Raw genomic sequence first — 25,003 nt, forward strand, 5'->3', positions numbered from 1 at the left:
GTCGCTGTGGACGGGAAATGCCGTCCGTGCGTTCGATAACGAGGGCCGGTGGCCTATTCGTCGAGCGCGAGCTCCTGCGGCAGCGAGAACTCGCGGGCCGAGAGCTCTTCAACGTTGACGTCCTTGAACGTCAGCACGCGTACTGACTTTACGAAGCGGTCGGCGCGGTACACATCCCACACCCACACGTCCGTCATGCTCAGCTCGAAGTAGAAATCACTGCCGGCGTCCTGGCGCTTGAGGTCGACCTCATTCGCGAGGTAGAAGCGCCGTTCGGTCTCGACGACATAGCGGAACTGCCCGACGATGTCCCGGTACTCGCGGAACAGCGACAGCTCAGCTTCGCGCTCGTAATCGTCCAACTCATCATCGTTCATCACCCCCATCCTAGCCCCGGACGCGCCGCCTGAAACCCGGATTGACTTATTCGAACATATGTTCGAATATTGCAGCATGAACCATTCCGCGACCGTGCAGCAGCTGCAGCAGCGCATCACCGAGATGCAGTCGCTGCGTCTCGACGATCGCGCCCTGCCCACTGCTGATGCGGCGCGCGATTTACTGCCCGGCGGGGCGCTCCGCAGCGGTTCGAGTTACGCCGTACACGGCTCGACCCAGCTCGCCCTGGCCCTGCTCTCGGAGGTGTCTGCCGCCGGGTCGTGGTGCGGCGCCGTGGGTCTGCCGGGTCTCGGCGCCGAGGCCGCCGCGACGATCGGCATCGCCCTCGACCGCTGGATCAGCATCCCCCACCCCGGCGAGCACGCCGTCGGCATCGCCGGCACGCTCAGCGAGGTCTTCACCGGGATCATCCTGCGCCCGACCACCCGGGTTGAACCGCGCGAGGCGGAGCGACTCTCGGCGAAGCTGCGCGAAAATGGCGCAGTGCTGCTCGTCCTCGGCGATTGGCCGCGCAGCGAGAGCACGCTCCGCGTCGAGCGCTCCGTCTGGTCCGGCCTCGGCGCGGGCCACGGCCTACTCGGGGACCGCGAACTCACGATCAGCTCCGACGATCGGCGCGGCCCGGGGCGGCACACCGTCCGCTTCTCGGGTGGCCGCCTGGTCGCGGGCGCCCCCGTCGCCCCGCTGCGCGCGGTCCCCCCGCTGGGCGCGTCCCGATGAACGCGCACTCGGCCGTCCCGCCGCGCACCATGGTCGTCTGGATCCCTGACTGGCCGATCCTCGCCCACCGGCAGAGCCTGGGCCTCGCAGGCGACACTCCGACCGCGCTCGTCGCGGGCCGCCGCATCGTCGCCGCATCGGCCGCGGCCCGCGCCGAGGGCGTGCGCGCGGGCCTGCGCGAGCGCGAGGCCCAGCAACGCTGTCCGGGCATTGAGCTGCACCCCTACGACCCCGAGATCGACACCCGGGCGTTCGAGCCGGTGCTCTCGGCGATCGAGGAAACGGTGCCGGCGGTCGAACCGATCAGGCCGGGGCTGTGCGCGATTCGGGCCCGTGGGCCCGCCCGCTATTACGGGGGCGAGGCCGCCGCCGGGGCGGCGCTGCTGGCCGTACTGCGCGAGCGCGGCCTCACCGAGGCGTGCATCGGCATCGCCGACGGACGCTTTGCGGCCGAACAGGCGGCCCGGGGCGAGACCATCCCCGGCGGCGGCTCCCCCGCAGAGACCGCGTCGTCCGGCGCCGATCCGGCACTCCGCGTCGTTCCCGCAGGATCCGCGCCGGCGTTTCTCTCCCCGCTGCCCGTGGCGCGAGCGACCGGCGCCGAGCTCTCGGACGTGCTGCACGGCCTCGGCATCCGCACCCTCGGCGGCCTCGCGGCCCTACCCGCCGCGGTCGTCGCCGAGCGATTTGGTCCGGCGGGCGCCGCCGCGCACCGGCTGGCGAGCGCCACCGACGGGGCAGGTGGGGCTGCCGAAGAGGTGCGCCCCCGGAAGCGTGCGCGAGAGCTTGAGGTCTCGCTCGACGCCGAACCTCCGATCGCCCTCGTCGACCAGCTCGCCTTCACCAGCAGCGCGCAGGCCGAGCGCTTCGTCCGCCAACTCGCGGAGGAACGCCTCGTCTGCACCGAGCTCACCATCACGCTGGTGGACGACACCGGCGCGGTCCACGAACGCAGCTGGGCCCACCCGCGCCAGTTCACCGCGAGCGACGTCATCAACCGCATTCGATGGCAAACCACCGCACTGTACAGCGCCCTTGAGCGGGGTGGGGCAGGCATCGCCCAGGTGCGCATCTCGCCGCAGCGCACCGATCGCGCCGAGCGCCACGAACCGGGGCTCTGGAACACCGGCCCCGACGAACGCATCCATCACCACCTCACCCGCATGCAAACCCTCCTCGGCCACGAGGAGGTAGTCTCGCCGCGCATCGCGGGCGGGCGCGAGGCACGCACCCGGCAGCGGCTCGTCCCGTGGGGCACGCAAGAGACTGGCGCGACGCCGAAGCGCACCCGCGCGTCAGCGGTGTCCGGCCCCTGGCCCGGGCACCTTCCCGCCCCGTACCCCAGCATTGTGCTCGGCGAACGAGAACAGGTCGAGCTGCTCGGGGCGGACGGCCAACCCATCACGATCGACGACGAGGACCTGCTCGCCGCCACTCCGGGCTGGTTCCGGGTCTCCCCGCACGAACGCCCCACCGCGGTGCAGGCTTGGTCGGCACCCTGGCCCCTTCGCCAACACTGGTGGGACGAGGGCGAGGCCCCGAGCGGCGAGCTGCACCGCATGCAGGTCGTGCTCGCGGACGGCAACGCCTGGCTGCTCGCCCACACCGAGCAGGGCTGGTTCGCTGAGGGGAAGTATCACTAGGGCCGGCCCGCTCAGCCGCCTACGCGGCACCACCTGCCACGGCGCCACACTCACCACACCACACCACACCCCGCAGCACCGGAGGCCCCCATGGGCTGGAACAACCCGCCACTCCCCTGGAGCGAGTTCGAGCGCACCCTCTCGGGGCGCGCGAAACCCACGCCCCTGCCCGTACCCGAACCGGCCGGCGAGGAACTGCCCGCTCCCGCAATGCTGGCCGCCGCGGGCAACGCTCCGACCCCACCGACAATCCCGCAGACCACCCCAGTCACCCCATACGCCGAGCTGCACGCCCATTCCTCCTACAGCTTCCTCGACGGTGCCAGCGAGCCACAGGATCTCGTGGCCGAGGCGGCGCGGCTCGGCCTCTCGGGGCTCGCGGTCACCGACCACGACGGCTTCTACGGATCGGTGCGCTTCGCCGAAGCGGCAGCGGCGCACCCCGAGCTTCTCACCGTCTACGGCGCCGAGCTCTCCCTCGGGCTCGATGGCCCGCAGCAGGGCGTTGCCGACCCCATGGGCAGCCACCTGCTCGCGCTCGCCCGCGGCACCTCCGGGTACCACCGCCTCGCGACCGCGATCACCGAGGCACAGCTCGCGGGCGGCGAGAAGGGCCGCCCCGTCTACGACCTCGAGCAGCTCGCCGCGCAGGCGAACGGCGAATGGGTGATCCTGACGGGGTGCCGCAAGGGCGCGGTGCGCGGTGCCCTCGAGCGAGAGGGCCCAGCCGCCGCGCGCCGCGAACTCGACCGCCTGATGCACCTCTTCGGGCGGGACAACGTCTTTGTCGAGCTGACCGACCACGGCCACCCCGGCGACGACGTCCGTAACGACCGGCTCGCCGAGCTCGCGGCCGATACCGGCCTGCCCACCCTCGCCACGAACGCCGTGCACTACGCCCGGCGCGACGGCCAATCGATCGCCGAGGCGGTCGCCGCCGTACGGGCCAGGCGCAGCCTCGACGAGCTCGACCCCTACCTCCCCGCGACCGGCAGCGCGCACCTGCGCTCGGGGGCCGCCATGGCCCGGCGGTTCGCCCGTTACCCCGGCGCCGTCGCGCGCACCGTCCCCCTTGCACAGGATCTCGCCTTCCCGCTGCGCGCCGCGCGCCCGCGGCTGCCAAAGCTCCCCGTGCCCGACGGCCACAGTCCGATGAGCTGGCTGCGCGAGCTCGTCGCACAGGGGGTCCGGCGGCGCTACCCGCGAGCGGACGAAGCGACGCACGCCCGCATCCAACGCGAACTTGAGGTCATCGAACAGAAGGACTTCCCGGGCTACTTCCTCATCGTGCACGACATCGTGCAGCGCGCCAGGCAGCTCGGGATCCTGTGCCAGGGCCGGGGCTCGGCCGCGAATTCCGCCGTCTGCTACGTGCTCGGCATCACCTCGGTCGACTCGATCTTCTACCAGCTGCCCTTCGAGCGCTTCCTGTCGAGCATGCGCGAGGAAGAGCCCGACATCGACGTCGACTTCGATTCCGGTCGGCGCGAAGAGATCATCCAGTACGTCTACGAGACCTACGGCCGCAGAAACGCCGCCCAGGTCGCGAACGTCATCACGTACCGCCCCAAGGCCGCGGTGCGCGACGCGGCGAAGGCGCTCGGGTACAGCGCCGGGCAGCAGGCAGCCTGGACCCGCGGCATCGAGCGCTGGGGCAGCATCGAGAAGGACCCGTCCTCGCCCATCCCGCCGGCCGTGACCGCGCTCGCGACCCGCCTTTTGCGGGCCCCGCGACACCTCGGCATCCACTCGGGCGGCATGGTGCTCACCGACCGCCCCGTCGGCGAGGTGTGCCCCATCGAGCACGCGCGCATGGAGAAGCGCACGGTGTTGCAGTGGGACAAGGACGACTGCGCCTGGATGGGGCTCGTGAAGTTCGACCTGCTCGGCCTCGGCATGCTGTCGGCGCTGCAGTTCACCTTCGACCTCGTCGCCGGCGCCACCGGCGAAACGTGGGACTTCGACTCGATCCCGAAGGAAGAGCGGGGCGTCTACGACATGCTCTGCCGCGCCGACTCGATCGGAGTGTTCCAGGTCGAGAGCCGCGCGCAGATGAACACCCTGCCGCGCCTGCTGCCGCGAACGTTCACCGACCTGGTCATCGAGATCGCGCTGATCAGGCCCGGCCCCGTACAGGGCGGCGCCGTGCACCCGTACCTGCGCCGGCGCGCGGGCGAGGAGACCGTCACCTACGCGCACCCCGCGCTCGAACCGGTACTCAAACGCACCCTCGGCATCCCCATCTTCCAAGAACAACTCATGCAGATGGCAATGGCCGTGGGCAACTGCTCGGCGGAGGACGCCGACCTGCTGCGGCGTGCGATGGGCTCCAAGCGAGGCCAAGAGCGCATCTCCGAGCTCAAGGAGAAGCTGCTCGCGGGCATGGCCGACAACGGGATCGCGCCCGATGCCGCCGAGCAGTTGTACTGCACGATCGAGGCGTTCGCGAGCTTCGGCTTCGCCGAGAGCCACTCGATCAGCTTCGCCCTGCTCGTCTACCTGAGTTCCTGGTGCAAGCTGCACTACCCCGCGGCGTTTCTCGCGGGGCTCTTGCGCGCACAGCCGATGGGCTTCTACTCGGCGCGCACGCTCACCGACGACGCCCGCAGACACGGCGTACGCGTGTTGCGCCCCGACGTGCAGCACTCGGACGTGCACGCCGCCCTCGAGCCGCTCGGGACGAGCACGGGCGCCGGCGCACCCACCGGTCTGCACACGTGCACGCACCCCGCACAGGATCCCGTCGGCGCGTTCGACCGCACGGCGCCCGACACGACCGCGGAGCACCGGCGCGACGGTGGCTTCGCCGTACGGCTGGGGCTCGCCGAGATTCGGGGAATCGAACAGGCGGTGGCCGCCCGGATCGTCGAGGCACGCCGGCGCGGCGGGCCGTTTCTCGACCTGGCCGACCTCGCCCGCCGGGCCGACCTCGACCGCTCCCGCATCGAGATGCTCGCGTCGGCCGACGCGTGCGCGGGACTGGGTCTCGGGCGCCGCGAAGCCCTCTGGGGCGCCGGTCCGGCAGCCGACAACCGGGAGCGCTACCTGCCCGGCACCGCGGCGAGCGTGCAGCCACCCCTCCTTCCGGTACTCAGTCCCGCGGAGCAGACTGAGATTGATTTGTGGTCCACCGGCGTCGCCCCGGGCGCGCACCCCGTGAGCTTCCTCAGGCGCTCGCTCGACCGGCGCGGGGTGCTGCGCTCGGACCGGCTGCCGCACGCAGAGAGCGGGCGCCGCATCGAAGTGGCGGGCCTCGTGACCCACCGACAGCGCCCGGGAACCGCCGGCGGCATCACCTTCCTCAGCCTCGAGGACGAGGCGGGCATGGTGAACGTGATCGCGAGCGTCGGGGTGTGGACCCGCTACCGCCGAGTCGCCCGCACGTCCCCGGCGCTCGTCGTGCGGGGCCACCTCGAGCGCTCGCCCCAGGGTGTGGTGAACATCGTCGCCGACCATTTCGAGGCGCTCGCGGCGCCCGGCAAGACCCGGTCCCGAGACTTCCAGTGACGGCCGCGCGCCGTCGCGCGCAGCAGGGGCCTGCACCCCACGAAGGAGCTCGAAGCAGGCGAAGTGCGATGGGAATCGGAGAACTCTTCGCCGAGCCGCACCTGACCCCCGCTGCCGCAAACGAGTAGGCTGGCGCGTGTGAACGACACCGTAGCCCGGCACGCATCGACCGCCTTCTTCACCGATCACTACGAGTTGACGATGGTCGACGCGGCCCTGCAGGCGGGTACGGCCCACCGCGAGAGCGTGTTCGAACTCTTCGCTCGCCGCCTCCCCGGCGCGCGGCGCTACGGCGTCGTCGCTGGCACCGGCCGCTTACTCGAAGCGATCCAGGACTTCCGCTTCGGCGACGCCGAGCTCGAGTGGCTGCGCAGTCAGGGGTTCCTCCGCCCCGAGACCCTCGACTGGCTCGCGGACTATCGCTTCAGCGGCGACATCTGGGGCTACCCCGAGGGCGAGGTGTTCTTCCCGAACTCGCCCCTGCTCGTGGTGCAGTCGAGCTTCGCCGAGGGCGTGCTGCTCGAGACGCTCGCACTCAGCGTGCTCAACGCCGACTCGGCTGTCGCAACCGCGGCCTCGCGCATGACCCACGCCGCGAACGGCAAGCCGCTCGCCGAGATGGGCTCGCGCCGCACCAACGAGCACAGCGCCGTCACTGCCGCACGCGCCGCGTACATCGCCGGCTTCAGCGCCACGTCGAACCTCGAGGCCGGCCGCCGCTTTGGCGTGCCGACCATGGGCACCGCCGCGCACTCGTTCACTCTGCTGCATGACAGCGAGCGGGAGGCATTCCAGGCACAGATCGACGCGCTGGGCGTCGGCACCACCCTTCTCGTGGACACGTACGACATTGAACAGGGCGTGCGCAACGCCGTCGAGCTCGCCGGCCCCGGCCTCGGTGCGGTCCGCATCGACTCGGGCGACCTGCCCGTCGTCGTCGCTGAGGTGCGCGACCTCCTCGACGAACTCGGCGCGCTACAGACGAAGATCACGGTGACGAACGACCTCGACGAGTACACGGTCGCGGCCCTCGCGCACTCCCCCGTCGACTCGTTCGGCGTCGGCACCTCGGTCGTCGTCGGCTCGGGAACACCCACGATGGGCATGGTCTACAAGCTCGTCGCCCACAAGGACGACGCCGGGGAATGGGTATCGGTCGCGAAGAAGTCCCAGGACAAGGCATCTGTCGGTGGACGCAAGAGCGTCAAACGCCGATTCAGCGCGCGTGGGCGCGCGGTGGCCGAGGTCGTCCTCGTCGGGGACGGCCCCGCGGGCGCGCCGGAGGGCACCGACCTCGGGGCTTCGGCGCGCGAGATCCTCGTGCCACTGGTCGCCGCGGGCGAGCCGCTGACGCAGCACCTGGGCGCGGCCGGCATGGAGGCCGCACGCGAACGCCACGCGAAGAGCGTCGCCGAGCTACCGCGCGTCGCGATGAGCTTGACGCGCGGTGACCCGGCGATCCCAACAGAGATTCGCTAGCGCCGAGCGTCGGCCGCGTCAACCACGCGGACCGACCGTGACCGGCTCGGGGATGAGCGTGATCCCCACCCGGTCACCCGGCCGGAACGTCGTCGACGCACTGTGCTGCGAGGCGAGCGTGCTCCCGTCAGGAAGCTCCACGACGGTGCGCCGAATCGCCCCGAGAAAGCCGGACGTCAGGACAACCGATTCCGCGGCCCCCGCCCCGCCCCGCGTCGGGCCCAGCACGACATTTTCCGGGCGAACGTAGGCGGTGACCTGACGGTCGACACCGCTCGAGGCGCCTCCGGGGTCCGGCAGCGCGGGCAGCGCCCCGCCGAGCACCGTGACCACCGAACCGTCGAGCACACCGGAGACCCGGTTCGACAGCCCGACAAAGTCGGCAACAAACGCCGAGCTTGGCCGCCGGTACAGCTCCTCGGGGCTCCCCAACTGAGCGATGCTCCCCCGGTTCATGACCGCCACCCGGTCCGAGATCGCGAGCGCCTCCTCCTGGTCGTGGGTCACGAAGATCGTCGTGATGCCGAGTTCCGTCTGGATCGAGCGAATCTGGTCCCGCAACAACACCCGCACTTTGGCGTCCAGCGCCGACAACGGCTCGTCGAGCAATAGGGCGCGCGGCCGAGTCACGAGCGCACGGGCGAGCGCGACCCGTTGCTGTTGGCCGCCGGATAGCTCGTGCGGGTACCTCGCCGCGAGGTGTCCGAGTCCCACAACATCGAGCATCTCGCCGACTCGGGCACCGCGCTCGACGCGCGGAACCCGACGCATCCCGAGGCCGAACTCGACGTTGCGCGCCACGCTCAAATGCGGAAACAGGGAGTACTGCTGAAAGACCATGCCGATGTCGCGACGGCTCGCCGGCACGTCGGTGACATCGACCTCTCCGATGCGCACGCGTCCACTGGTCACCGGTTCCAACCCCGCGACGCAGCGAAGCGCCGTCGTCTTCCCGCACCCGGATGGGCCCAGCAGACAGACGAGCTCACCCGGGGCGAGCGCAAGATCGAAGTCTCGCAGCACGGCCGTGGCTCCGTAGGCCTTGGTGACGCCTTCGAGCCGCACGGATAGGCCGCCGCCGATCGGCTCGGCGGGAGATGGCGTCGGACGAGTAGTCATGGGGTTGGGTCCTTCTTCGAGACGGAACGAGGGGGTGCCGACGGAGCGCGCCCGCGCCGATCCAGGCCACTTACCGTGAGCAGCAGGAGGAACGCGCCCACGAGCGCCAGCAGCGAGACGGCGACCGCGACGAACGGATCGGACTTTGAAACCTGTAAGAGCGCGGTCTGGAGCGTGGTTCGGTTCAGCAGCGATGACACCGTGAACTCGCCCAGCACGATGGCGATCGTGAGGAGCGAGGCCGCCAGGAGGCTTCCGCGCAGACCTGGCGCGATCACTCGAACCAGGACCGTGCCCCAGCCCGCCCCCAGCGACTGGGCGGCCTCCGCGAGCACCCGCGCGTCCATCCCGGTGAGCTCGGCGTTGATCGCCCGATAGACAAACGGCAGCACGAGCACGCCGTAGGCCAGACTCAACGTCCAGGTTCCCGTCGCGCCCCAGTTGCCGAGCACGCGAAAGAGGGGCGCGAATCCGACGACGAGCACGATAGCGGGAATCGCGATGGGAAGCACGGTGAGTAGGTCGAGCGCGCGCTCCAGGCGCGGAAAGCGCAGATGCACGAGCACGATCGTCGGGAAGAAGAGGGCGAGCACGATCCCGACAGTGAGCGCCGCCAACACAAGCGAGTTCCCGATTCCCTGCACCAGCGCCCGGGTACTGCGCGCATTCTCCGGGGCGAACAGCGCACCCCAGTGCTCGAGGCCGTACCCACCGCCCATCTGGCGGAACGTGAACTCGAGCATCGAGAGCAGCGGAATGAGAAACACGACGCCGACTCCCCCGATTACCGCGTGGGCGACGCCGCGCGACGGGCGGCCCGGGACCGGCGCCCTCATCGTTGCCACCGCCCGGCGCGACGCATGAGCCATCCGTAGGCGCACATCACGACGGCCATCACCAGGATCATGCCCAGCGCCAGTACGCCGGCGGAGCCGGCATTGCTGCCCCCGGTCTCACCGATCAGTGCGGCCCGAATCTGCAGCGGGACGATCTGTGACCCCTGGCTGATCAGCGCCGCCGCCGTGGCATACGAGGAGAAGGCATTCGCGAAGAGCAACAGCAGGGACCCGAAGAAGCTGGGCGCGAGCAGCGGTCCGCCGACCCGTGTCCAATAGCTCACGCGCGAGCCGCCCAGCGTAGCCACTGCCTCGGCCCATCCGGGGCGCAGCGCCGAGAATGCCGGGCCGAAGGTAATCACCATCAGGGGAATTTGAAAGTACAGATACGGCAGGATCAGGCCGGGAAGCTCGTACAGCCACACGCCGTCGGCGAAGAGATCGATCCCCGCACGCTCGCGGAGCGTCACGGTGACGATTCCCTGGATCCCGACCGTCGCGACGAACGCGAAGGCAAGCATGATGCCGCCGAACTGAGCGAGCACTGAGCTCGCCGCGTCCACGCTCTTGCGTAGCAGCCCGCGCTCGGGGAGGGCGGCGATCGCCCAGCACAGGATCGCGCCGACGCACGCGCCGATGAGTGCCGTGAGCGCACTCACCCACACGCTCGCCCCGAACGCGTCGAGCGCACTCGGGGACAGCAGCACCGAGAGGTTCGCGAGGGTGAATCCGTCGGTGCCGACGAAGCCGCTTCCGACGGCGAGCACGGTGGGGACGCACAGGAAGAGGAAAATGTACAGGACGAAGGGGGTGAGCCCCAGCGCCGGGAGCAGTCGTTTCATCGCGGGATCACGGCGAAACGTGGGGCGCCGACGAACCGGCACCCCACGCGTTCGCTACTTGATCGCTGCGGCCCAGCGCTCGGCGAGCACCGCGTTTGCGGCCGCAGTCTGCGCCTCGTCGGGCGAGACCCAGTCGGCACCGCTCGTGCCGAAGGTCGCCGCGTCGATGAGCTTCTCGTCAACGGCGCCCAACTCGGTCAGCGCGTCAATGCGCACTGGCACCGCGTTGCCTTCGAGGAACAGGGCCTGGGCCTCGTCCGAGAAGATCCATTCCTGCCAGAGGCGCGCCGCGGCCGGGTTCGGCGCGTCCGCATTGATCGCCTCGTTATAGAAGGAGACGTAAGCGGCACCGGGCAGCACGACCGTCTTCCAGCTCGGCACGTCCTGTGCCACGGCGACGTTGTTGAACGACCAGTCCAGGACGGCCGGCGTTTCGCCCGAGGCGATGGTTGCCGGGGTCGGATCGAGCGGCAGGAAGTTACCCGCCGCACGCAGGTCGCCGACGAAGTCGATGCCAGGCCCGAAATCATCGACGCCGCCGCCGTTCAGGGCCGCAAGCCAACCCACCGCGGCAAAGGCTGCGCCGGCCTGCGTCGGGTCTCCGTTCAGCGCGACCGATCCACGGTAGTCTGCGCCGAGCAGATCGGCGAGCGCCGTGGGCTCGGGGAGCTTGTCCGAGTCGTAGCCGAGCGACATGATGCCGGAATAGTTGTTGACCCAGAGGCCCTCGGGGTGCTTGTTTGCCGCCGGGATGTCGTCCCACGTCTCCACCTGGTAGGGGGCAAACTTCGCGGTATTTTCGAGTGCGACCGCGGTCCCGAGGTCGAACACGTCGGGGGCAGTGTCCTGACCCTGCAGGTTGTCCGCGGCCTGAATCTCCTCCGCGCTCGAGGCGTCGGGCGAGGCGGAGTTCACCGTAATGTCGTACTTCTCCTCGAATCCGGAGATGATCGCACCGTAATTTGCCCAGTCCTCGGGGAGGGCGATGACGTTCAGCTGGCCCTCTTCTTGAGCGGCCTGTACCAGGGCCTCCATGCCACCGAAGTCGGCGGCGCTCTTCGCGGTCGATGCGTCTTGTGTTGCCGACACGCTGCCGGCAGCGTCTCCGGACGACGATGAACAGGCCACCAGCGTTCCGCCCAGGACGAGGGCAGTGGTGGCAAATACGGCGGTACGCAAGATAGGACGTACAGTCACTGAGGAAACCTTCCGTGGGGAGTGTTCGGACCGCCCAACAGGGCGCCTGCGGCCACCGCTTCTGGCGGGAGCCGGTCCGCTCCAACACTAGGTTTTCTCAGTAAACGGCAGACAGCCTGCGCGTGAATGAACGGGGCGAATGAGATGCCGAACTGGCGCTGGCGCCTCGGCTCGCACTCGCGGTGGGGCGAACCGCCCTACTTCTTCATCTTTTCGTAGACCTTCTGGCAGTCCGGGCACACCGGGAACTTCTCCGGGTCGCGACCCGGGGTCCACTTCTTGCCGCAGAGCGCACGCACGGGCTTCCCCGTGAGGGCAGACTCGAGGATCTTGTCCTTGGGCACGTAGTGCGAGAACCGCTCGTGGTCCCCGTCCTCCAGGTGTTCCTGGTTCAGGAGCTCCTCAAGTTCGCGGTCGAGGACGTCAGTTCCGCCTGCGGGCGAGCCCGGATCGTTGCGCGTAAAGATACCCATGACGCCATTCTACGACGTCGCTCGCGCAAGGCGCCTGCACGCTCGACGAGAGTTCTACGGGTCAGTCAAACATCTGCGCGACGGCAAGCAGCTCGGGGGCGTTGCGGTCAAAGACCCGCCCGCCGACAAACACTCCGACGAGCAAGAAGAACGCGCCATACACCACGCCGAACACCAACGCCCCAATCTGGGCGGGGAAGGTCGGTTCGGTGATCGCCGAGAGGGCGACCCAGACCGGCGGCAGCGCGAGCACGACCGATGCCCCCATCGAAATCGTCTGCGTGAGCGCGGAGCCTGACCCGGACCACTGGGGCTGCACAAAGGGGCTGTCGCCGGGACGAGTCGTCGGATACGGCGACAACGCCGACGTCACACTCGACACACCGCAGCCGATCAACAGGACCGCCGTCGACATGCCGATCACGGCGGGCAGCGGGCGCCAGTCACCAAACACGGCGACCGTGACACTCGAGCCGATGAGTACGACCGGGATCCCGAGCAGCAGCACGGGGACCACCCGGCCAAATCGATCGTCTCGGCCCTTGATGCCGCTGGCCACGTGGATCCAGATCGCCGTGGCGTCCGTCGCGACGTCGTTGTGGATGCTCCAGGCAAGCAGCAGGCAGATCACCGGAAGCGGGATCAGGGCGAGCGCCTGGTGCGGGGCGCCAGCGACCATCATGGCAATCACCATTGCCAACGGCGCGAACGGTATTGCGAACAGCGCCACCCGGTAACGAGGGTCACGGAGCCAGTAAGTCACCGTACGCGCGCCGATGAGCGACGAGGGGCGGGCAGAGAATCGTTCGAACCACCCGAGCCCGCTGCGCGCGAGCCCGACGGCCACGGGGCGGTCGATGCGCTGCATCGAGACGCGCACCACGAGCACCCAGAGCGCCAGCAGCACGAGGATCGAGACCAGCGTCACGGCGAAGCGCCCGAGCGCGCCGCCGAGCTCCCCCGCCACCGCGAGGTCGAGACCGCGCAACGCGGCGCCGAAGGGGGTCCAGCCCGCCACCGCAGCGGTGTCGGCGGCCGAGCGCTCAAGCCCGTCTCCGATCGCGCTGCTCACAACGAAGAACAGCAGCGGAAGCGTCGCGACCGCGATGATGGCACCCAAGACGCCACGCACGTCCGCCGCGCGCTCCGACGAGAAGATCAGCTTCGAGGCGCCGGAAGCGGTGCGTCCGAGCAGCGCCGCGAGGACGAGCGTGCCGAGCATTCCGAGCACCATTGCCCAGGACTGCGACCACCAATCGGGGCGGAACACCGTTAGTGCGATCAGCCACGTGCACACGAACAGGAACGGCCAGGTCAAGACCGTACTGATGAGCAGACCGAACGCGATCGAACGAGGCGATGCGGGCAACCCCGCGAACTGCCGGGGCTCGAGGTGCGAGCGGTTGAGAAAGAGCGGCAGCACGCACGCCAGACCCAACACGAACGTCGAGGTCACCGTGTCGAGATCGGCGCGAAGCACGGCATTCCCGTTCGAGAGCGCGCTAGGAGCCCAGGCGATCGCGACTGCGGCCGCGCCCCCCAGCACGATCCCCAGGAAGATCAGTGCGAGATTGCGGGAGGGGTGGCGAAACGTGTTCGCCAGCAGCGCTAGTCGGAGTCTGAGGATCGGTGCAACCACTCCAAGCCCTTTCCGGCTTCTGACGCCTGCGTGAGGTGCGTGAAGCGCTCTTCGAGGCTCACCCCATCGCGAACCGCGTCGACCGTTCCCTGCGCGATGACCTCACCGTCGGTGATGACCGCGACATGGTCACACACGCGCTGAATGAGATCGAGGCTGTGGCTCGACATGATGACGCTGCCACCGCCCGATACGAACTTCTCAAGAATCTCGGTGACGTTCGCGGCAGACACGGGGTCGATCGCCTCAAACGGCTCGTCGAGCACCAGCACCTCGGGCGAGTGGATCATGGCCGAGGCCAGGGCGATCTTCTTCTGCATGCCGGCCGAATAGTCCGACACCAGGCGATCGAGCGCGGAACCCAGGCCAAAGGCCTCAGCGAGCTCGGACGCGCGGTCGTTCACTACGGATTCTTCGACGCCGTGCAGCACGCCTGCGTAGTACAGCATCTGGGCGCCCGTGAGCCGGTCGAACAGGCGCAGGCGGTCGGGCAGGACACCGATGAGGCGCTTGGCCGCGGGACCGTCGGTCCAGACATCGACCTCGCGCACCGTGACGCGGCCCGAGCTCGGGCGCAACAGGCCCGTGATCATCGAGAGCAGGGTCGTCTTACCGGCGCCGTTGGGCCCGACGATGCCGGTGAATGAGTTCTCGTGCACCGCAATCGATACCTCGCTCGCCGCGAGCACCGAACCGTAGCTCTTCGTCAGGCCCTCGGTGCGCAGCACCACGGGCCGCGATTCGGCAATGCGACCGCGCTCACGCGCCCGAACGACGGAGGGAACGGGGACCTGGATCCGGCCGGTCCGCGGTGAGCGCGCCTCGGCGCGAGTCTCGATGACGGGCAGCGGTTCGGGTGCGGGCGAGGCTGTGGGGGCCGAAACAGGATCCTGCGCGGGGGCGCTCTCCTCGGAAACGGTCAGCGACTCTTGCGCGGGCTGCACGACCTGGACCTCATTCTGTGTTTCGGGCTCTGGGGATGTCACGCCATCGTCTTCGGGCGCAGTCTCGGTCTCGTCGTCGGGCGAGGTTTCGGCGATGACGGGGAGCACCGGTCCGCCGTTTGCGCGGCTCGGGCGCACGCGCGGGGCAGCCCCGGATCGCCTGGTCACGGTGCGGGGAGTGGAGGCCACGGGCACCACGGACGCGCGTTCCGGCTCGCCGACGACGTGTTCGGCGTCAGGGGCATTTGATTCGGGCGGCACGCTCTCTAACCTACCAAATTTGAGCCATCCGAAAGTGCGTCGATTGCCCGTCCGGCATGCATTACCGGCAGAATGGCAGACGTGAGCCAATCCCCCGCACCACGCGTCCGCCGCGCGACCTCGTGGTCATCGCTGCGACTTCTCACATTGCGTGACCTCAAGGTCCGATACGCAACGTCCGCCCTCGGGTGGGTCTGGTCGATCCTTGACCCCCTGCTGATGAGCCTGATCTACTGGTTCATCTTCACGCAGGTGTTCTCCCGGTCAGTCGGAGAAGAGCCCTACATCGTCTTCCTCCTGTGCGCCATGCTGCCGTGGGTCTGGTTCAACGGCGCGGTTCTTGACTCCACGAAGGCCTTTCTGCGCGATGTGAAGCTCGTGCGCTCCGTCGCGCTGCCGCGGTGGATTTGGGTCGCCCGCATCGTCCTTTCGAAGGGCATCGAGTTCCTCCTCAGCCTGCCGGTGCTGGTGGCCTTCGCGGTGTTCTCCGGCGCCACGGTCAACTGGCGGATCGTGCTCTTCCCGCTCGGCATCGTCCTGCTCGGGCTCCTGATCCTGGGAATCGGCCTTCTGGTCGCTCCGCTCGTCGTGTTCTTCCGAGACTTCGAGCGCGCGTCGCGCCTGATCTTGCGCGTATTGTTCTACGCCTCCCCCATCATCTACGGCGCCGCCGACCTGCCGACGTTCGCGCAGCCGCTCGCCTGGATCAACCCGCTCTCGGGCATCTTCTCCCTGTTCCGCGCTGGGTTCTTCCCCGACCAGCTCGACTGGGGCCTCGTCGCGTCCTCGGCGGGTATCACCGCCGTCATGCTGGTGCTGGGCATCATCGTTTTCCGCCGCTCCGTCGGCGGAGTACTGAAGGAGCTGTGACCGTGGCCGATCCCATCATCGTGGCCGACGGCCTCGGCGTGCGCTTTCGACGCAACCGCGGTTCGCGTCGGAGCTTCAAGGACCTGTTCGCTGGGAAGCGGCGCCGCTCGCGCCCGGGCGAGTTCTGGGCCCTGCGCAACGTCTCGTTCTCGGTCAGTCCGGGCGAGGCCATCGGCGTGGTCGGCCGCAACGGCCAGGGTAAGTCGACGCTGCTCAAGCTGGTCGCCGGCGTGCTCCTGCCCGATGAGGGGTCCGTGTCGGTACACGGCGGGGTTGCCCCGCTCATCGAGATCACGGGCGGTTTCGTCGGGGATCTGACGGTCCGCGACAACGTGTTTCTCACCTCGGGCCTGCACGGCCTGAGTAAGGCGGAGATCCTCGCCCGCTTCGACGACATCGTCAGCTTCGCGGGCGCGGGCGACGTGCTCGACACCCCGTACAAGCACCTCTCGAGCGGCATGAAGGTGCGCGTCGCATTCTCGGTGATCTCACAACTGGACGAGCCCGTCCTCCTCGTCGACGAGGTGCTCGCGGTCGGCGACCGCGCGTTCCGCGAGAAGTGCTACCAGCGCATCGAGCGACTCCTCGGCGAGGGCAAGACCCTGTTCCTGGTGTCACACAACGAGCGCGACCTCAAGCGCTTTTGCACACGGGGACTCTACCTCGACGGCGGCAAGCTCGCGCTCGACGGCCCGATCACCGACGTGCTGGCGGCGTACAACGAAGACCACCCGGCCTAGCCAGGAGGGCGTTCGGCAGGATCCTGTCCCAGCCGTCAGCGACTAGCGGATGACGCCCTCGCCGCGGTTCCAGGCCTCCCAGCGATCCATGAGCGTGTCGATCGCGGCGTGGAATCGCTTCGTCGGCGCGCCCGGCGTAGTGTCGCCGAAGTAGCGTGTCGACCACTGCGCCACGTGATCCCGCGCGTCCGGGTCACCGTGGACTCGGTCGAGGACCGCGACCGCGTTGCTCGCGTCGTCCACGGTCAACCACTCGCATTCACTGAGGTACCCCTGCTCGTCAACTTCGGCCTCGGGGTTTGCGGGGCGCGTGACCATGAGCGGGCGACCCGTCGCGAGCCGGTCGTAGATCATCGCGGAAATGTCGCAGATCGCGACGTCAGACAGGGCCAGCTGCCAGCCGATGCTCGGCGATTGGTCGAAGATGTGGTGGGCGGACGGGTCGGCCTCATTCGCCGCGCCGATGGCCGCGATGATCCGCTCGTTGGCGGCGCCGAACTCGGCGTCGACCACGCCGCTGCGCGGGTGCGGGCGGTAGATCACCCGGTGGCGTCCACTCGCGAGCAGCGCATTCACGAGCTGCTCGCCGTGGCTCGCGACCGAGCCGTAGGTTGCCGTCGGGCGGTCGCCCTCCCAGGTCGGCGAGTACAGCACGACCATGCGGTCATCGCTCGGGTAGGGCGCGTCGCCGCCGAAGTGGTCGGCCTGTGGACGGCCGATCTCGATCGTGCGCTTCTCGACGTCGTAGTCCCAGAGCGCCCGCGAGAGCCGAGCCTTCGCAGCGTCGCCGGCGACAAACGCGTAGTCGTAGGTCTTGAACTGGTTCGACGTCATGTACATCTTGTCGCTTTCGCCATGGTTGACGAAGACGTGCCAGCGGCGCCCGTAGCGCATCATCTGGAAGTTGCGGGTGTTCTGGTTCACGTAGAGCACGATCTGCAGCGGCTGCTCAGTGACGATCGTCTCGAGGTCGACGACGCGCGGCACGAACGCAACGTCCAGGCCGCTCTCGTTGAGCAGCGCGCGGGCGCCTCCCGCCGACCGGGCGAGCAAGAGCACCGGATACCGCTTCGACAGCTCGCGCAGCGGCGCGTACCACTGACGCATTTGGTAGAGGTTGACCTCGCCGTCGGAGAAGTAGACGGCGATCCGGAAGTGCTGCTCAGGCAGTGGGCCGCGCGCCTCAAGCGCCTCGAGCACGTCCGCGCGCGCGCGGCGTCCCCGCAAGACCTTCTTCACTAGATTGCGAGCACGTCGACCATCGTTCAGGATTCCCACGAGAGCCAAGTCTACCGGTGGGCTCCTGATCGGCGGTCGGCGTCGGCCCACCGCGCCGGTCCAGGCTGGTCCCGCCCGGGCATGGGAGGATCGTTCAGTGACCTCCAGTGAACTCCCCGCAGTCAGCTTCGTGATGCCCGTCTTGAACGAGGAGGGCCACCTCGAGGCCGCCGTGCGCACCATTCTTGCCCAGGACTACCCGGGCGAGAAGGAGATCGTGCTGGCACTCGGCCCGTCGCGCGACCGCAGCACTGAGATCGCCGAGCACCTCGCGGCGGAGGATTCTCGAGTGCGGATCGTGCACAACCCCCGGCGCGACATCCCCATCGGACTGAACCTCGCGATCGCGGCGAGCCACTCCCCCATCATCGTGCGCGTCGACGCACACTCGGAGCTGACCCCGGACTACACGCGGCTTGGCGTCGAAACCCTGCTCCGCGAGGGCGCCGCGAACGTCGGTGGCATCATGCAGGCCGCCGGGCGCACCCCCCTGCAACGCGCGATCGCCCGGGGGTACAACAGCCCGTTCGGCCTCGGCGGCGGCGCGTACCACGGCGACGGCACCCCCGGGCCAGCCGAGTCGGCCTACCTGGGCATCTTTCGACGTGAGGCGGTCGAGGCCGCTGGCGGCTACGATCCCATCATTCGGCGCGGCGAGGACTGGGAACTTAACCTCCGCATTCGGCGCGGCGGCGGGCTGATCTGGTTCGATCCGGCACTGAAAGTCACGTACTGGCCGCGCTCGAAGCTCAGCCATCTCGCCCAGCAGTTCTTCGCGACCGGAACCTGGCGGGCCGTCCTCGTGCGGAAGCACGGCGGGGCGAACCCGTGGCGCTTCTTCGTCCCGGGAACGCTCGTGCTGGCCCTCGCCGTCTGCGTGCTGCTCGCCGTGCTGCAGCTCACGGGCGTGGTTGACGGACCGCTCTCGGCCTGGCTCAGCCTGCTGTATCTCGCCCCCCTCACCTACACCGCGGGCATCGCGTACGCCGTCGCGAAGATGCCCGGCCAGCAGAGCCCGCGCGACCGGCTGCTCAGCGCGCTCTGCCTCGTCATGATGCACGTCTGCTGGGGCAGCGGCTTCCTCGTCGGCCTCCTCAAGGGCGGCGGGAAGACCGTGGACCGCTCGCGCGCGTAGCGTTTGCCCGGCGTTCGCGCGAGCGTCGGACGGGCTAGTGTGCGGCCGGCAGGATCCCGCGACGTTCCAGCTCGCGCACCACTCGTTCCGCGGCGTGCCCGTCGTCGTGCGGGTTGAATTTCTCGCGCCAGAGCGATGCTCGCGGAGCCGATTCCCGCACCCACTGCGCCTGATCACCATCGGCCGCGAGCTCCGTGGCCAGGCGCACCACGTCGGAGCGCTGGGTGACGAGCGGACCCGGGGCGGTCCCCGTGAAGTCAAAGGTGAAACCGCGTTCGGTGTCGCGGTACGCCGCGAGGTCGGGCACGAGGAACACGAGTGGTACCCGGGCGACGCTCGCGTCAAACATGATCGACGAATAGTCGGTGACGAGCAGGTCTGCCGCCAGGATCACGTCGTTCACGTCAGGATGCCGCGACGCGTCCACGACGCCCGCGTAGCTGCCGAAGGCGTGCGTGCGGGTGTGCCCTCGCGCCACGACGACCCAGTCGGGGCCGAGTTCCTCGGCCAGCCGTGCGACGTCGAGGACGTCAACGAGAGCGGTGCCCGCATCACGCCACGTCGGCGCATAGGCGAGCACCCGCGCGGCAGGATCCACGCCGAGCGCCTCGCGCGCCGCACGGACTACGGCGGGGTCTCGCCGCAACTCGGTGTACGCGTCTGCCCCCGGCGCCTCGCTCAGGAGCGAGCGGGCAAGCCGGTCGTCCCGCGGGTACCCGGTTTCAAGGATCGTCCCGCGAAAGGCGTAGCTACTTCGGAACTGGCTGCTGGAATGGGGGTTCTGCGAGAGCATGATGCTCCATCGGCGACTTTCCCGACGGATCGCGAGATTCGTGCGCAGCGACACTCCGGGACGGCCAAGTGCCAGGTGTTTCAGCATGGTGCCGTGCCAGGTCTGCAGGACGGTTTGGCCGCGGCGGCGTGAGAACCCGTGACGCAGCCAATCATTGACGACCAAGAGACTCGCCTCGCCGCGCGCGCGATGCCACTGGGGTGATCCCTCGACGACCGCGGTCGCACCCTCGGGGACCGCCTGATCGGGGCTCGTGACGCTCCAGAAGCGCCGCGCGCCGGGGTGACGACGCGCGATCTCCCCATCGATCGCGAGCGGGTTGCAGCTGACCTGACGGCCGTAGAAGCTCTCGAAGAACACCGTGGGTGTGGAGGGAGCCGCCGCCAGCGATACGACGTTGGAACCAGGCTGCCGCAGCGCCGCAAGCACCCGCGCGGCCGCACCTCCCTGCGGGAAGGCATGGAACCGGTGCGCGAGCGCGCTCGCCTGCGCCACGCTCTCCTCGTGCGCATCTCCCGCGGGAAGGGCCGCATCGAGTCGCGCGAGCGTCTCTGCCCACGTCCGGGCGACGGCGCCGCCGCTCGTGAGCTCGAGGGGCTCGTAGAGCCCCCGTGTCGCCTCATACTGCTCGAGGTCCGGCGCGAACCAGACGATCGGGCGCTCGAGCAAGGCGAAGTCGATCGCGATCGAGGAATAGTCGGTGATCACCGCATCGAATGCGCCCAAGTGCGGGGTGACGTCGCGCGCCAGGTCGGAGCCAAACTCGTGCACGCGCTCGCCGAGCACCGCGGCATAGGCCCCCGCGCCGAGCGGGTGCGAACGAAGCATGAGGCGCGCGTTCGCGCGTCCAGCCCAGGCGTGGATCGCCGCGGCCTCGGTGGCGCTCGGCACGGCCGGGTCGGGGTCGCCATCGCGCCAGGTTGGCGCGTAGAGCACGAGCCGTTCCCGCGCGGTGGCCGCGTCCGCGGTCACGGACCGCTCAGCGGGCAGCCCGAGCAAGGCGCGCACCGCATCACGAGCCGCGCGCGCCCGGGCAGGATCCTGCGCCTGCATCGCGAGCGCGTCGTCCCGCGGGTCGCCGAGCACGCGCACGCGCTCGGGAGAGATCCTGAATGCCGAGACGATGCGCGCCGCCGCAGTTTCCGAGCCGACGACAAACAGCGTGATCCGATCGGAACCCACGCGGTACATGCGCCGCAGCAGTGCGCGCAGCGGCCGGGGCCCTCGCACCTGGGTCGTGACGGCTGAGTCGAGGTGCAGACGCTTGAGCGGCGCGCCGTGCCAGAGCTGCACGACGCGGGCCCCAAAGAGACCGAATCGGTTTGCGTCGCCCAAGCCGTGCGTCACGACGACCGTGCGCGCGCGGAGCGTCTCCCAAAACCCGCGCCAGCCGACCCGGAACACCGGCTCGAAGCCGGCGGCCCGGGCGCGCCCCGCCTCCGCCTCGTTCGCGACGAGCCAGCGAATGCGCGCGTCCGGGTCTTCCCGTCGAAGCTCGTCCGCGAGCGCGAGCGCGCCCTCGCCGACGCCCGCACCGCTGCCAAACACCCAGCGGTCCGCGGCGCGCGGCACCAACCAGGACACCGGGATGGACAGCACGTACTTCGGCAACGCACACAGCTTCGCCAGGTTTCCCTGAGCGAAGCTGAATGCGGCGTCGGCCACGCGGCCTCCTTAGAACGAGTGAGACCTACAGCGTACCGAGGGTCACGGTCGTCTCGGCAGGAACGCCGTCCCGGACGTAGCCGAGCGTGATCTTGCTGCCCCCGGCGTGCGAGCGCACGAGCGCCGACAGCGAGGTGCCGTCGTCGATCGCACGGCCATCGACCGAGGTGACCACGTCGCCGGAGCGAAGGCCCGCCTTCTCGGCAGCGCCGCCCGGAACGATCTCACCGAGGAGCGCACCTGCAACAGTCGCGTTCGGGTCGTTCTCAGCGTCCATCACGGTCGTGCCGAGCAGGCCGTGCGAGGGAACCTCACCCGCGATGATCGCGTCGGAGACGCGCTTGGCGAGGTTCGACGGAATCGCGAAGCCGAGGCCGTCGCTGCCCGCAACGCCGGAGCTCGACGAGGGGGAAGCGATCGCGACGTTGATGCCGATGAGCTCGCCCTTGCTGTTCAGCAATGCGCCACCCGAGTTACCCGGGTTGATCGAGGCATCGGTCTGGATGACCCCGAGGGTCACCTGGCCGCCGCCCGTCGACTGGGGCTGCTCGTTCGGGTTCGGCACGTCGAAGCGGAAGTCCCACGGGTTTTCCGGCGTCTCCTCGGGGGCCTGCCCCGGGTTCTGCGGAACCAGCGGGCTGCCGACCGAGATGCCGCGGTTGAGCGCGCTCACGACGCCGCTGGTGACGGTATCCGCCAGGTTCAGCGGCGCGCCGATCGCGACGGCAAGATCGCCGATGTTGATCTTGTCCGAATCTGCCCATTCAATTGCGGGCAGGTCGGTCGCGTCGACCTTGACGACGGCGAGGTCGGCGTAGGGGTCAACGCCCACGACCTCGGCCTGCAGCAGGCGTCCGTCGCTGAGCTGCACGCGGACGGACTGGTCGGTGGCGCTGCCATCGACCGTCACGACGTGCGCATTCGACAGAATGTAGCCGTCCTCGGAAATGATGACGCCAGATCCGGTGCCCGAGGCGCTCGCCGAGTTCACCTCGAGCGTGACCACCGACGGCATGGCCTTCGCCGCGACCGCGGTGATCTCGGTCACGCTGCCCGGGTTGGCGATCTTGACCGTGCCGCTTCCGCTGCTCACAGGAGCCGGAGTCTGGTTCGACGCGATGAGCGCGGCCGTGCCGCCACCCACGATTCCGCCGAGCAGGGCGCCGATCGCGAGGCCCGCCACGAGCATGCCCGCGCCGCGGCCACCCGATTTCTCCGCGGGAGCGACTGGGGCGCCGAGGCCGAAGGCGTTGGTCTCAGGCGTCGCCTGCTGCGGCAGGGTGTGCTGCGGAAGCGTGTGCTGCTGGTCCGCAATCTGTGGAGCCTGCTGGGCGTACGCAGGCTGGGCCGCGGGCGGCGCGTATGCCGGCGGCACGGGAACGACCGGCTCCGGGGCGCCGCCCTGTGCCGGATCGATGTTCGTGGGATCAGAAGGTGAAGTCACGTGTATGCCCTTTCTCGTTACAGATGAGTCTGCCCGTTGAATCTATGAATCACATTTGCTGTACCTGGACACCCGCTGCAGACCTTGACGAATGCCCGGAGCGCCCGAGCGGTGCCGCTAGTCCAGCCCGAGCTCAGGCGGGGAAGGAAAGCCCTCGTGCTCACGGGTGCCGTCACTCGCCGCGTCAGCCACGACGTGTTCCCGCAAGAACTCCCGCAGATACGGGAGCGTGATGGTGACCTTGCCATAGCCCGCCGGGGCAATCACCCCAGCCTCGATCAGGCGCTGCCGATACATCGCCGCGTACCCCGAAGCGACATTTCCCATGCGGCGCCGGACGTCCTGCATCCGGCTGGCCTGGTCGTCGTGCACCATCGCGGCAAGAAAGCCACGGTCCGTTGCCGACAGCCCTGAAAGCGACGGCTCAAGAATGAAGCTTCCCATCGAGCGTCGGGCACGGCGATACGCATGTTCGACGTCTTCGATCAGCACCGCGGGCGCGGCGGGATGGCGGCGCCAGGCAATGTCGCCAATCTGCTGCACGAGGAACGGATAGCCCTGCGAGGCGCGCACCATATAGTCCAGGACCTCGGGGCTGACCTGACGACCCGCGTCTCGAATGGGCGTGCGAAACGCCTCGAGTGTTTCTTGCGGCGTCAGCAGCCCGAGCGACACGGGTGCGCACCGGCGCAAGAAAGTCGCCGAGCTCGAGGACAGGAGCCCCCGCACCTCGCCCTGCACCCCGGCCCCGATGAACGCCACTTCGCAATCGGCGCGCACCAGATGCTGGTACTCCGCGGCGAAGCGCTCGATCGTGCTCAGCGCCGCCTTGTTCACCTCATCCAGGGTGAATAGGAGCCCACCGGTGCCTTCAAGCAGCGCACAGACCTGTTCGCACATGGCCCGGAACGACGGAGCCTCGGTGCGACCGTCTGTGTACTCAATACCGATACTGCCGAGCCCTGCGAGCCCGAGCGAGGTCACCCGGAATGAGTTCTTAGGGTCGAGTGCATTCAGGATCTTGGGGAGATGCACGCCGGTGATCCGGTCAAAGAAGTCCTGCGTGGCCGTTTCAGAGATGACGACCCAACCCCGCGAGCGGGCGAGGTCCTCTGCGTGATTCAGCAGCACCGTCTTGCCCACGCCGCGCAGGCCCGTCAGCAGCATGCCGCGTTCCTGTGGCCACTGGCCGAGTTCGAGCCCGTCCTCGAGCTGATTGAGGGCAGCCTCACGCCCGGCGAGATACGGCGGGTTCTTTCCAAACCCTGGGCGGAACGGGCTGTCCATGTCACTCCTCACGTCGTGACACCAGCATAACCGATCTATTTATACCCTTTATAGGTTCACAGGGATTTATAGGCTTTATATCTGCCGGCTCGGACAGCGCCCCGCTCAGCCTTGTTCGCGCTGCGGCGGGAGGAGCGTAATCGTCTCGCGACTCACGCGGCGCAGCCCAATGGCCCACACGACGACCCCGATACCCAGCAGGATCGAGCCGATCCCGATCAGCCACAGGAGCGCCAGCGCCACCGCGGAGGGATTCAGCGCAGTCGCCACTGCCAGCGCCGCGGCAAGCCCGGCAATGACGGCCCCGACGACGCCCAGCACCCCGAAGCCGCCGCCGGCCCGCTTGATGGATAGCGCGAATCGGAACATGGCGATGCCCGCAAACAGCCCGACGACGACCGCTCCCCAAATGACGAACAGGCTCAACACCGTCCAGGTGACCAGGCCTGGCAGCAACAGCGCCACGGCGCCGACGATGATGGCGAACACGCCCTGGCCAGTGAACCAGCCACTGCGCTGCAGCTTGCGCCGCTCGATCGCTGTAGTGATCACCGTCACGACGCCGTCAAAGATAAGAAAGAGCCCCAGCATGGTAATGAGGGCCTCGACGGCGGTGCGCGTAAACCCGACAGCGAGCACGCCAAACACGATCATCAGTAGGCCGCGCATGAGCAGCAGCCCCCAGAGCCGACCGAGGTCGGCGCCGAGCGGACGTGAGGAACTCATCTGCAG

Annotated in this window: 20 protein-coding genes; 7 read left to right on the forward strand and 13 right to left on the reverse strand. The window is 68.9% G+C overall.

Features of this window, described 5'->3' with window-relative positions:
- Positions 1–53: 53 nt before the first annotated feature.
- Complete coding sequence (locus JW030_RS07690; protein ID WP_188046128.1) at positions 54–377, reverse strand: DUF2469 domain-containing protein; 324 nt, start codon at positions 375–377, stop codon at positions 54–56.
- A 76-nt stretch (positions 378–453) separates the two neighbouring features.
- Here JW030_RS07690 and JW030_RS07695 point away from each other — a divergent pair, with 76 nt between their 5' ends.
- The 4 genes from JW030_RS07695 to JW030_RS07710 all read left to right on the forward strand — a co-directional run bounded on the left by JW030_RS07695 (position 454) and on the right by JW030_RS07710 (position 7,748).
- On the forward strand, positions 454–1,119 hold the full coding sequence (locus JW030_RS07695) for a hypothetical protein (protein ID WP_188046127.1): 666 nt from the start codon (positions 454–456) through the stop codon (positions 1,117–1,119).
- Complete coding sequence (locus JW030_RS07700) at positions 1,116–2,762, forward strand: DNA polymerase Y family protein (RefSeq protein WP_188046126.1); 1,647 nt, start codon at positions 1,116–1,118, stop codon at positions 2,760–2,762. Before JW030_RS07695 ends, JW030_RS07700 begins: the two co-directional genes overlap by 4 nt.
- A 90-nt stretch (positions 2,763–2,852) precedes the next feature.
- Complete coding sequence (locus JW030_RS07705) at positions 2,853–6,269, forward strand: error-prone DNA polymerase (RefSeq protein ID WP_188046125.1); 3,417 nt, start codon at positions 2,853–2,855, stop codon at positions 6,267–6,269.
- 138 nt (positions 6,270–6,407) lie between these two features.
- On the forward strand, positions 6,408–7,748 hold the full coding sequence (locus JW030_RS07710; RefSeq protein ID WP_188046124.1) for a nicotinate phosphoribosyltransferase: 1,341 nt from the start codon (positions 6,408–6,410) through the stop codon (positions 7,746–7,748).
- Positions 7,749–7,766: 18 nt separating this feature from the next.
- Here the strand turns inward: JW030_RS07710 and JW030_RS07715 are convergent, their stop codons facing one another.
- The 7 genes from JW030_RS07715 to JW030_RS07745 all read right to left on the reverse strand — a co-directional run bounded on the left by JW030_RS07715 (position 7,767) and on the right by JW030_RS07745 (position 15,059).
- A complete protein-coding gene (locus JW030_RS07715) occupies positions 7,767–8,867 on the reverse strand; it encodes an ABC transporter ATP-binding protein (RefSeq protein ID WP_188046123.1) in 1,101 nt (366 codons plus the stop codon).
- Positions 8,864–9,703, reverse strand: coding sequence for an ABC transporter permease (locus JW030_RS07720; RefSeq protein ID WP_188046122.1), 840 nt, complete (start codon positions 9,701–9,703; stop codon positions 8,864–8,866). Before JW030_RS07720 ends, JW030_RS07715 begins: the two co-directional genes overlap by 4 nt.
- A complete protein-coding gene (locus JW030_RS07725; RefSeq protein ID WP_188046121.1) occupies positions 9,700–10,545 on the reverse strand; it encodes an ABC transporter permease subunit in 846 nt (281 codons plus the stop codon). The genes JW030_RS07720 and JW030_RS07725 overlap by 4 nt, the downstream gene beginning before the upstream one ends.
- 54 nt (positions 10,546–10,599) lie before the next feature.
- On the reverse strand, positions 10,600–11,742 hold the full coding sequence (locus JW030_RS07730) for an ABC transporter substrate-binding protein (RefSeq protein ID WP_188046120.1): 1,143 nt from the start codon (positions 11,740–11,742) through the stop codon (positions 10,600–10,602).
- Positions 11,743–11,939: 197 nt separating this feature from the next.
- Positions 11,940–12,215 carry a DUF3039 domain-containing protein gene (locus tag JW030_RS07735; protein ID WP_188046119.1) on the reverse strand — a complete coding sequence of 92 codons (276 nt, stop codon included), beginning with the start codon at positions 12,213–12,215 and terminating at the stop codon, positions 11,940–11,942.
- A 61-nt stretch (positions 12,216–12,276) separates the two neighbouring features.
- Positions 12,277–13,854 carry a hypothetical protein gene (locus tag JW030_RS07740; RefSeq protein WP_188046118.1) on the reverse strand — a complete coding sequence of 526 codons (1,578 nt, stop codon included), beginning with the start codon at positions 13,852–13,854 and terminating at the stop codon, positions 12,277–12,279.
- Positions 13,824–15,059: an ABC transporter ATP-binding protein gene (locus tag JW030_RS07745; protein WP_241095369.1), complete on the reverse strand. Its 1,236-nt coding sequence runs from the start codon at positions 15,057–15,059 to the stop codon at positions 13,824–13,826. The genes JW030_RS07740 and JW030_RS07745 overlap by 31 nt, the downstream gene beginning before the upstream one ends.
- Before the next feature lie 72 nt (positions 15,060–15,131).
- On the opposite strand from JW030_RS07745, the gene JW030_RS07750 reads away from it, so the two are divergent.
- Both JW030_RS07750 and JW030_RS07755 read left to right on the forward strand, forming a co-directional pair.
- Positions 15,132–15,929 (forward strand): ABC transporter permease, encoded by a 798-nt coding sequence (locus JW030_RS07750; protein WP_188046117.1) that lies wholly within the window; start codon positions 15,132–15,134, stop codon positions 15,927–15,929.
- 2 nt (positions 15,930–15,931) lie between these two features.
- On the forward strand, positions 15,932–16,669 hold the full coding sequence (locus JW030_RS07755; protein ID WP_188046116.1) for an ABC transporter ATP-binding protein: 738 nt from the start codon (positions 15,932–15,934) through the stop codon (positions 16,667–16,669).
- A gap of 42 nt (positions 16,670–16,711) precedes the next feature.
- On the opposite strand, the gene JW030_RS07760 is transcribed toward JW030_RS07755, so the two are convergent.
- Complete coding sequence (locus JW030_RS07760) at positions 16,712–17,947, reverse strand: CDP-glycerol glycerophosphotransferase family protein (protein WP_188046115.1); 1,236 nt, start codon at positions 17,945–17,947, stop codon at positions 16,712–16,714.
- Between the two features lie 97 nt (positions 17,948–18,044).
- Here JW030_RS07760 and JW030_RS07765 point away from each other — a divergent pair, with 97 nt between their 5' ends.
- Complete coding sequence (locus JW030_RS07765) at positions 18,045–19,082, forward strand: glycosyltransferase family 2 protein (RefSeq protein ID WP_256434422.1); 1,038 nt, start codon at positions 18,045–18,047, stop codon at positions 19,080–19,082.
- Between the two features lie 34 nt (positions 19,083–19,116).
- On the opposite strand, the gene JW030_RS07770 is transcribed toward JW030_RS07765, so the two are convergent.
- The 4 genes from JW030_RS07770 to JW030_RS07785 all read right to left on the reverse strand — a co-directional run bounded on the left by JW030_RS07770 (position 19,117) and on the right by JW030_RS07785 (position 24,997).
- Positions 19,117–21,540: a CDP-glycerol glycerophosphotransferase family protein gene (locus JW030_RS07770; protein ID WP_188046114.1), complete on the reverse strand. Its 2,424-nt coding sequence runs from the start codon at positions 21,538–21,540 to the stop codon at positions 19,117–19,119.
- Between the two features lie 25 nt (positions 21,541–21,565).
- Positions 21,566–22,984, reverse strand: coding sequence for a S1C family serine protease (locus JW030_RS07775; RefSeq protein WP_241095370.1), 1,419 nt, complete (start codon positions 22,982–22,984; stop codon positions 21,566–21,568).
- 117 nt (positions 22,985–23,101) lie between these two features.
- Complete coding sequence (locus JW030_RS07780) at positions 23,102–24,271, reverse strand: ATP-binding protein (RefSeq protein ID WP_188046113.1); 1,170 nt, start codon at positions 24,269–24,271, stop codon at positions 23,102–23,104.
- A 105-nt stretch (positions 24,272–24,376) separates the two neighbouring features.
- Complete coding sequence (locus tag JW030_RS07785; protein ID WP_188046112.1) at positions 24,377–24,997, reverse strand: DUF308 domain-containing protein; 621 nt, start codon at positions 24,995–24,997, stop codon at positions 24,377–24,379.
- Positions 24,998–25,003: the final 6 nt, after the last annotated feature.

It is taken from the genome of Leucobacter sp. CX169 (genome assembly GCF_017161405.1).
GTDB lineage: Bacteria > Actinomycetota > Actinomycetes > Actinomycetales > Microbacteriaceae > Cx-87.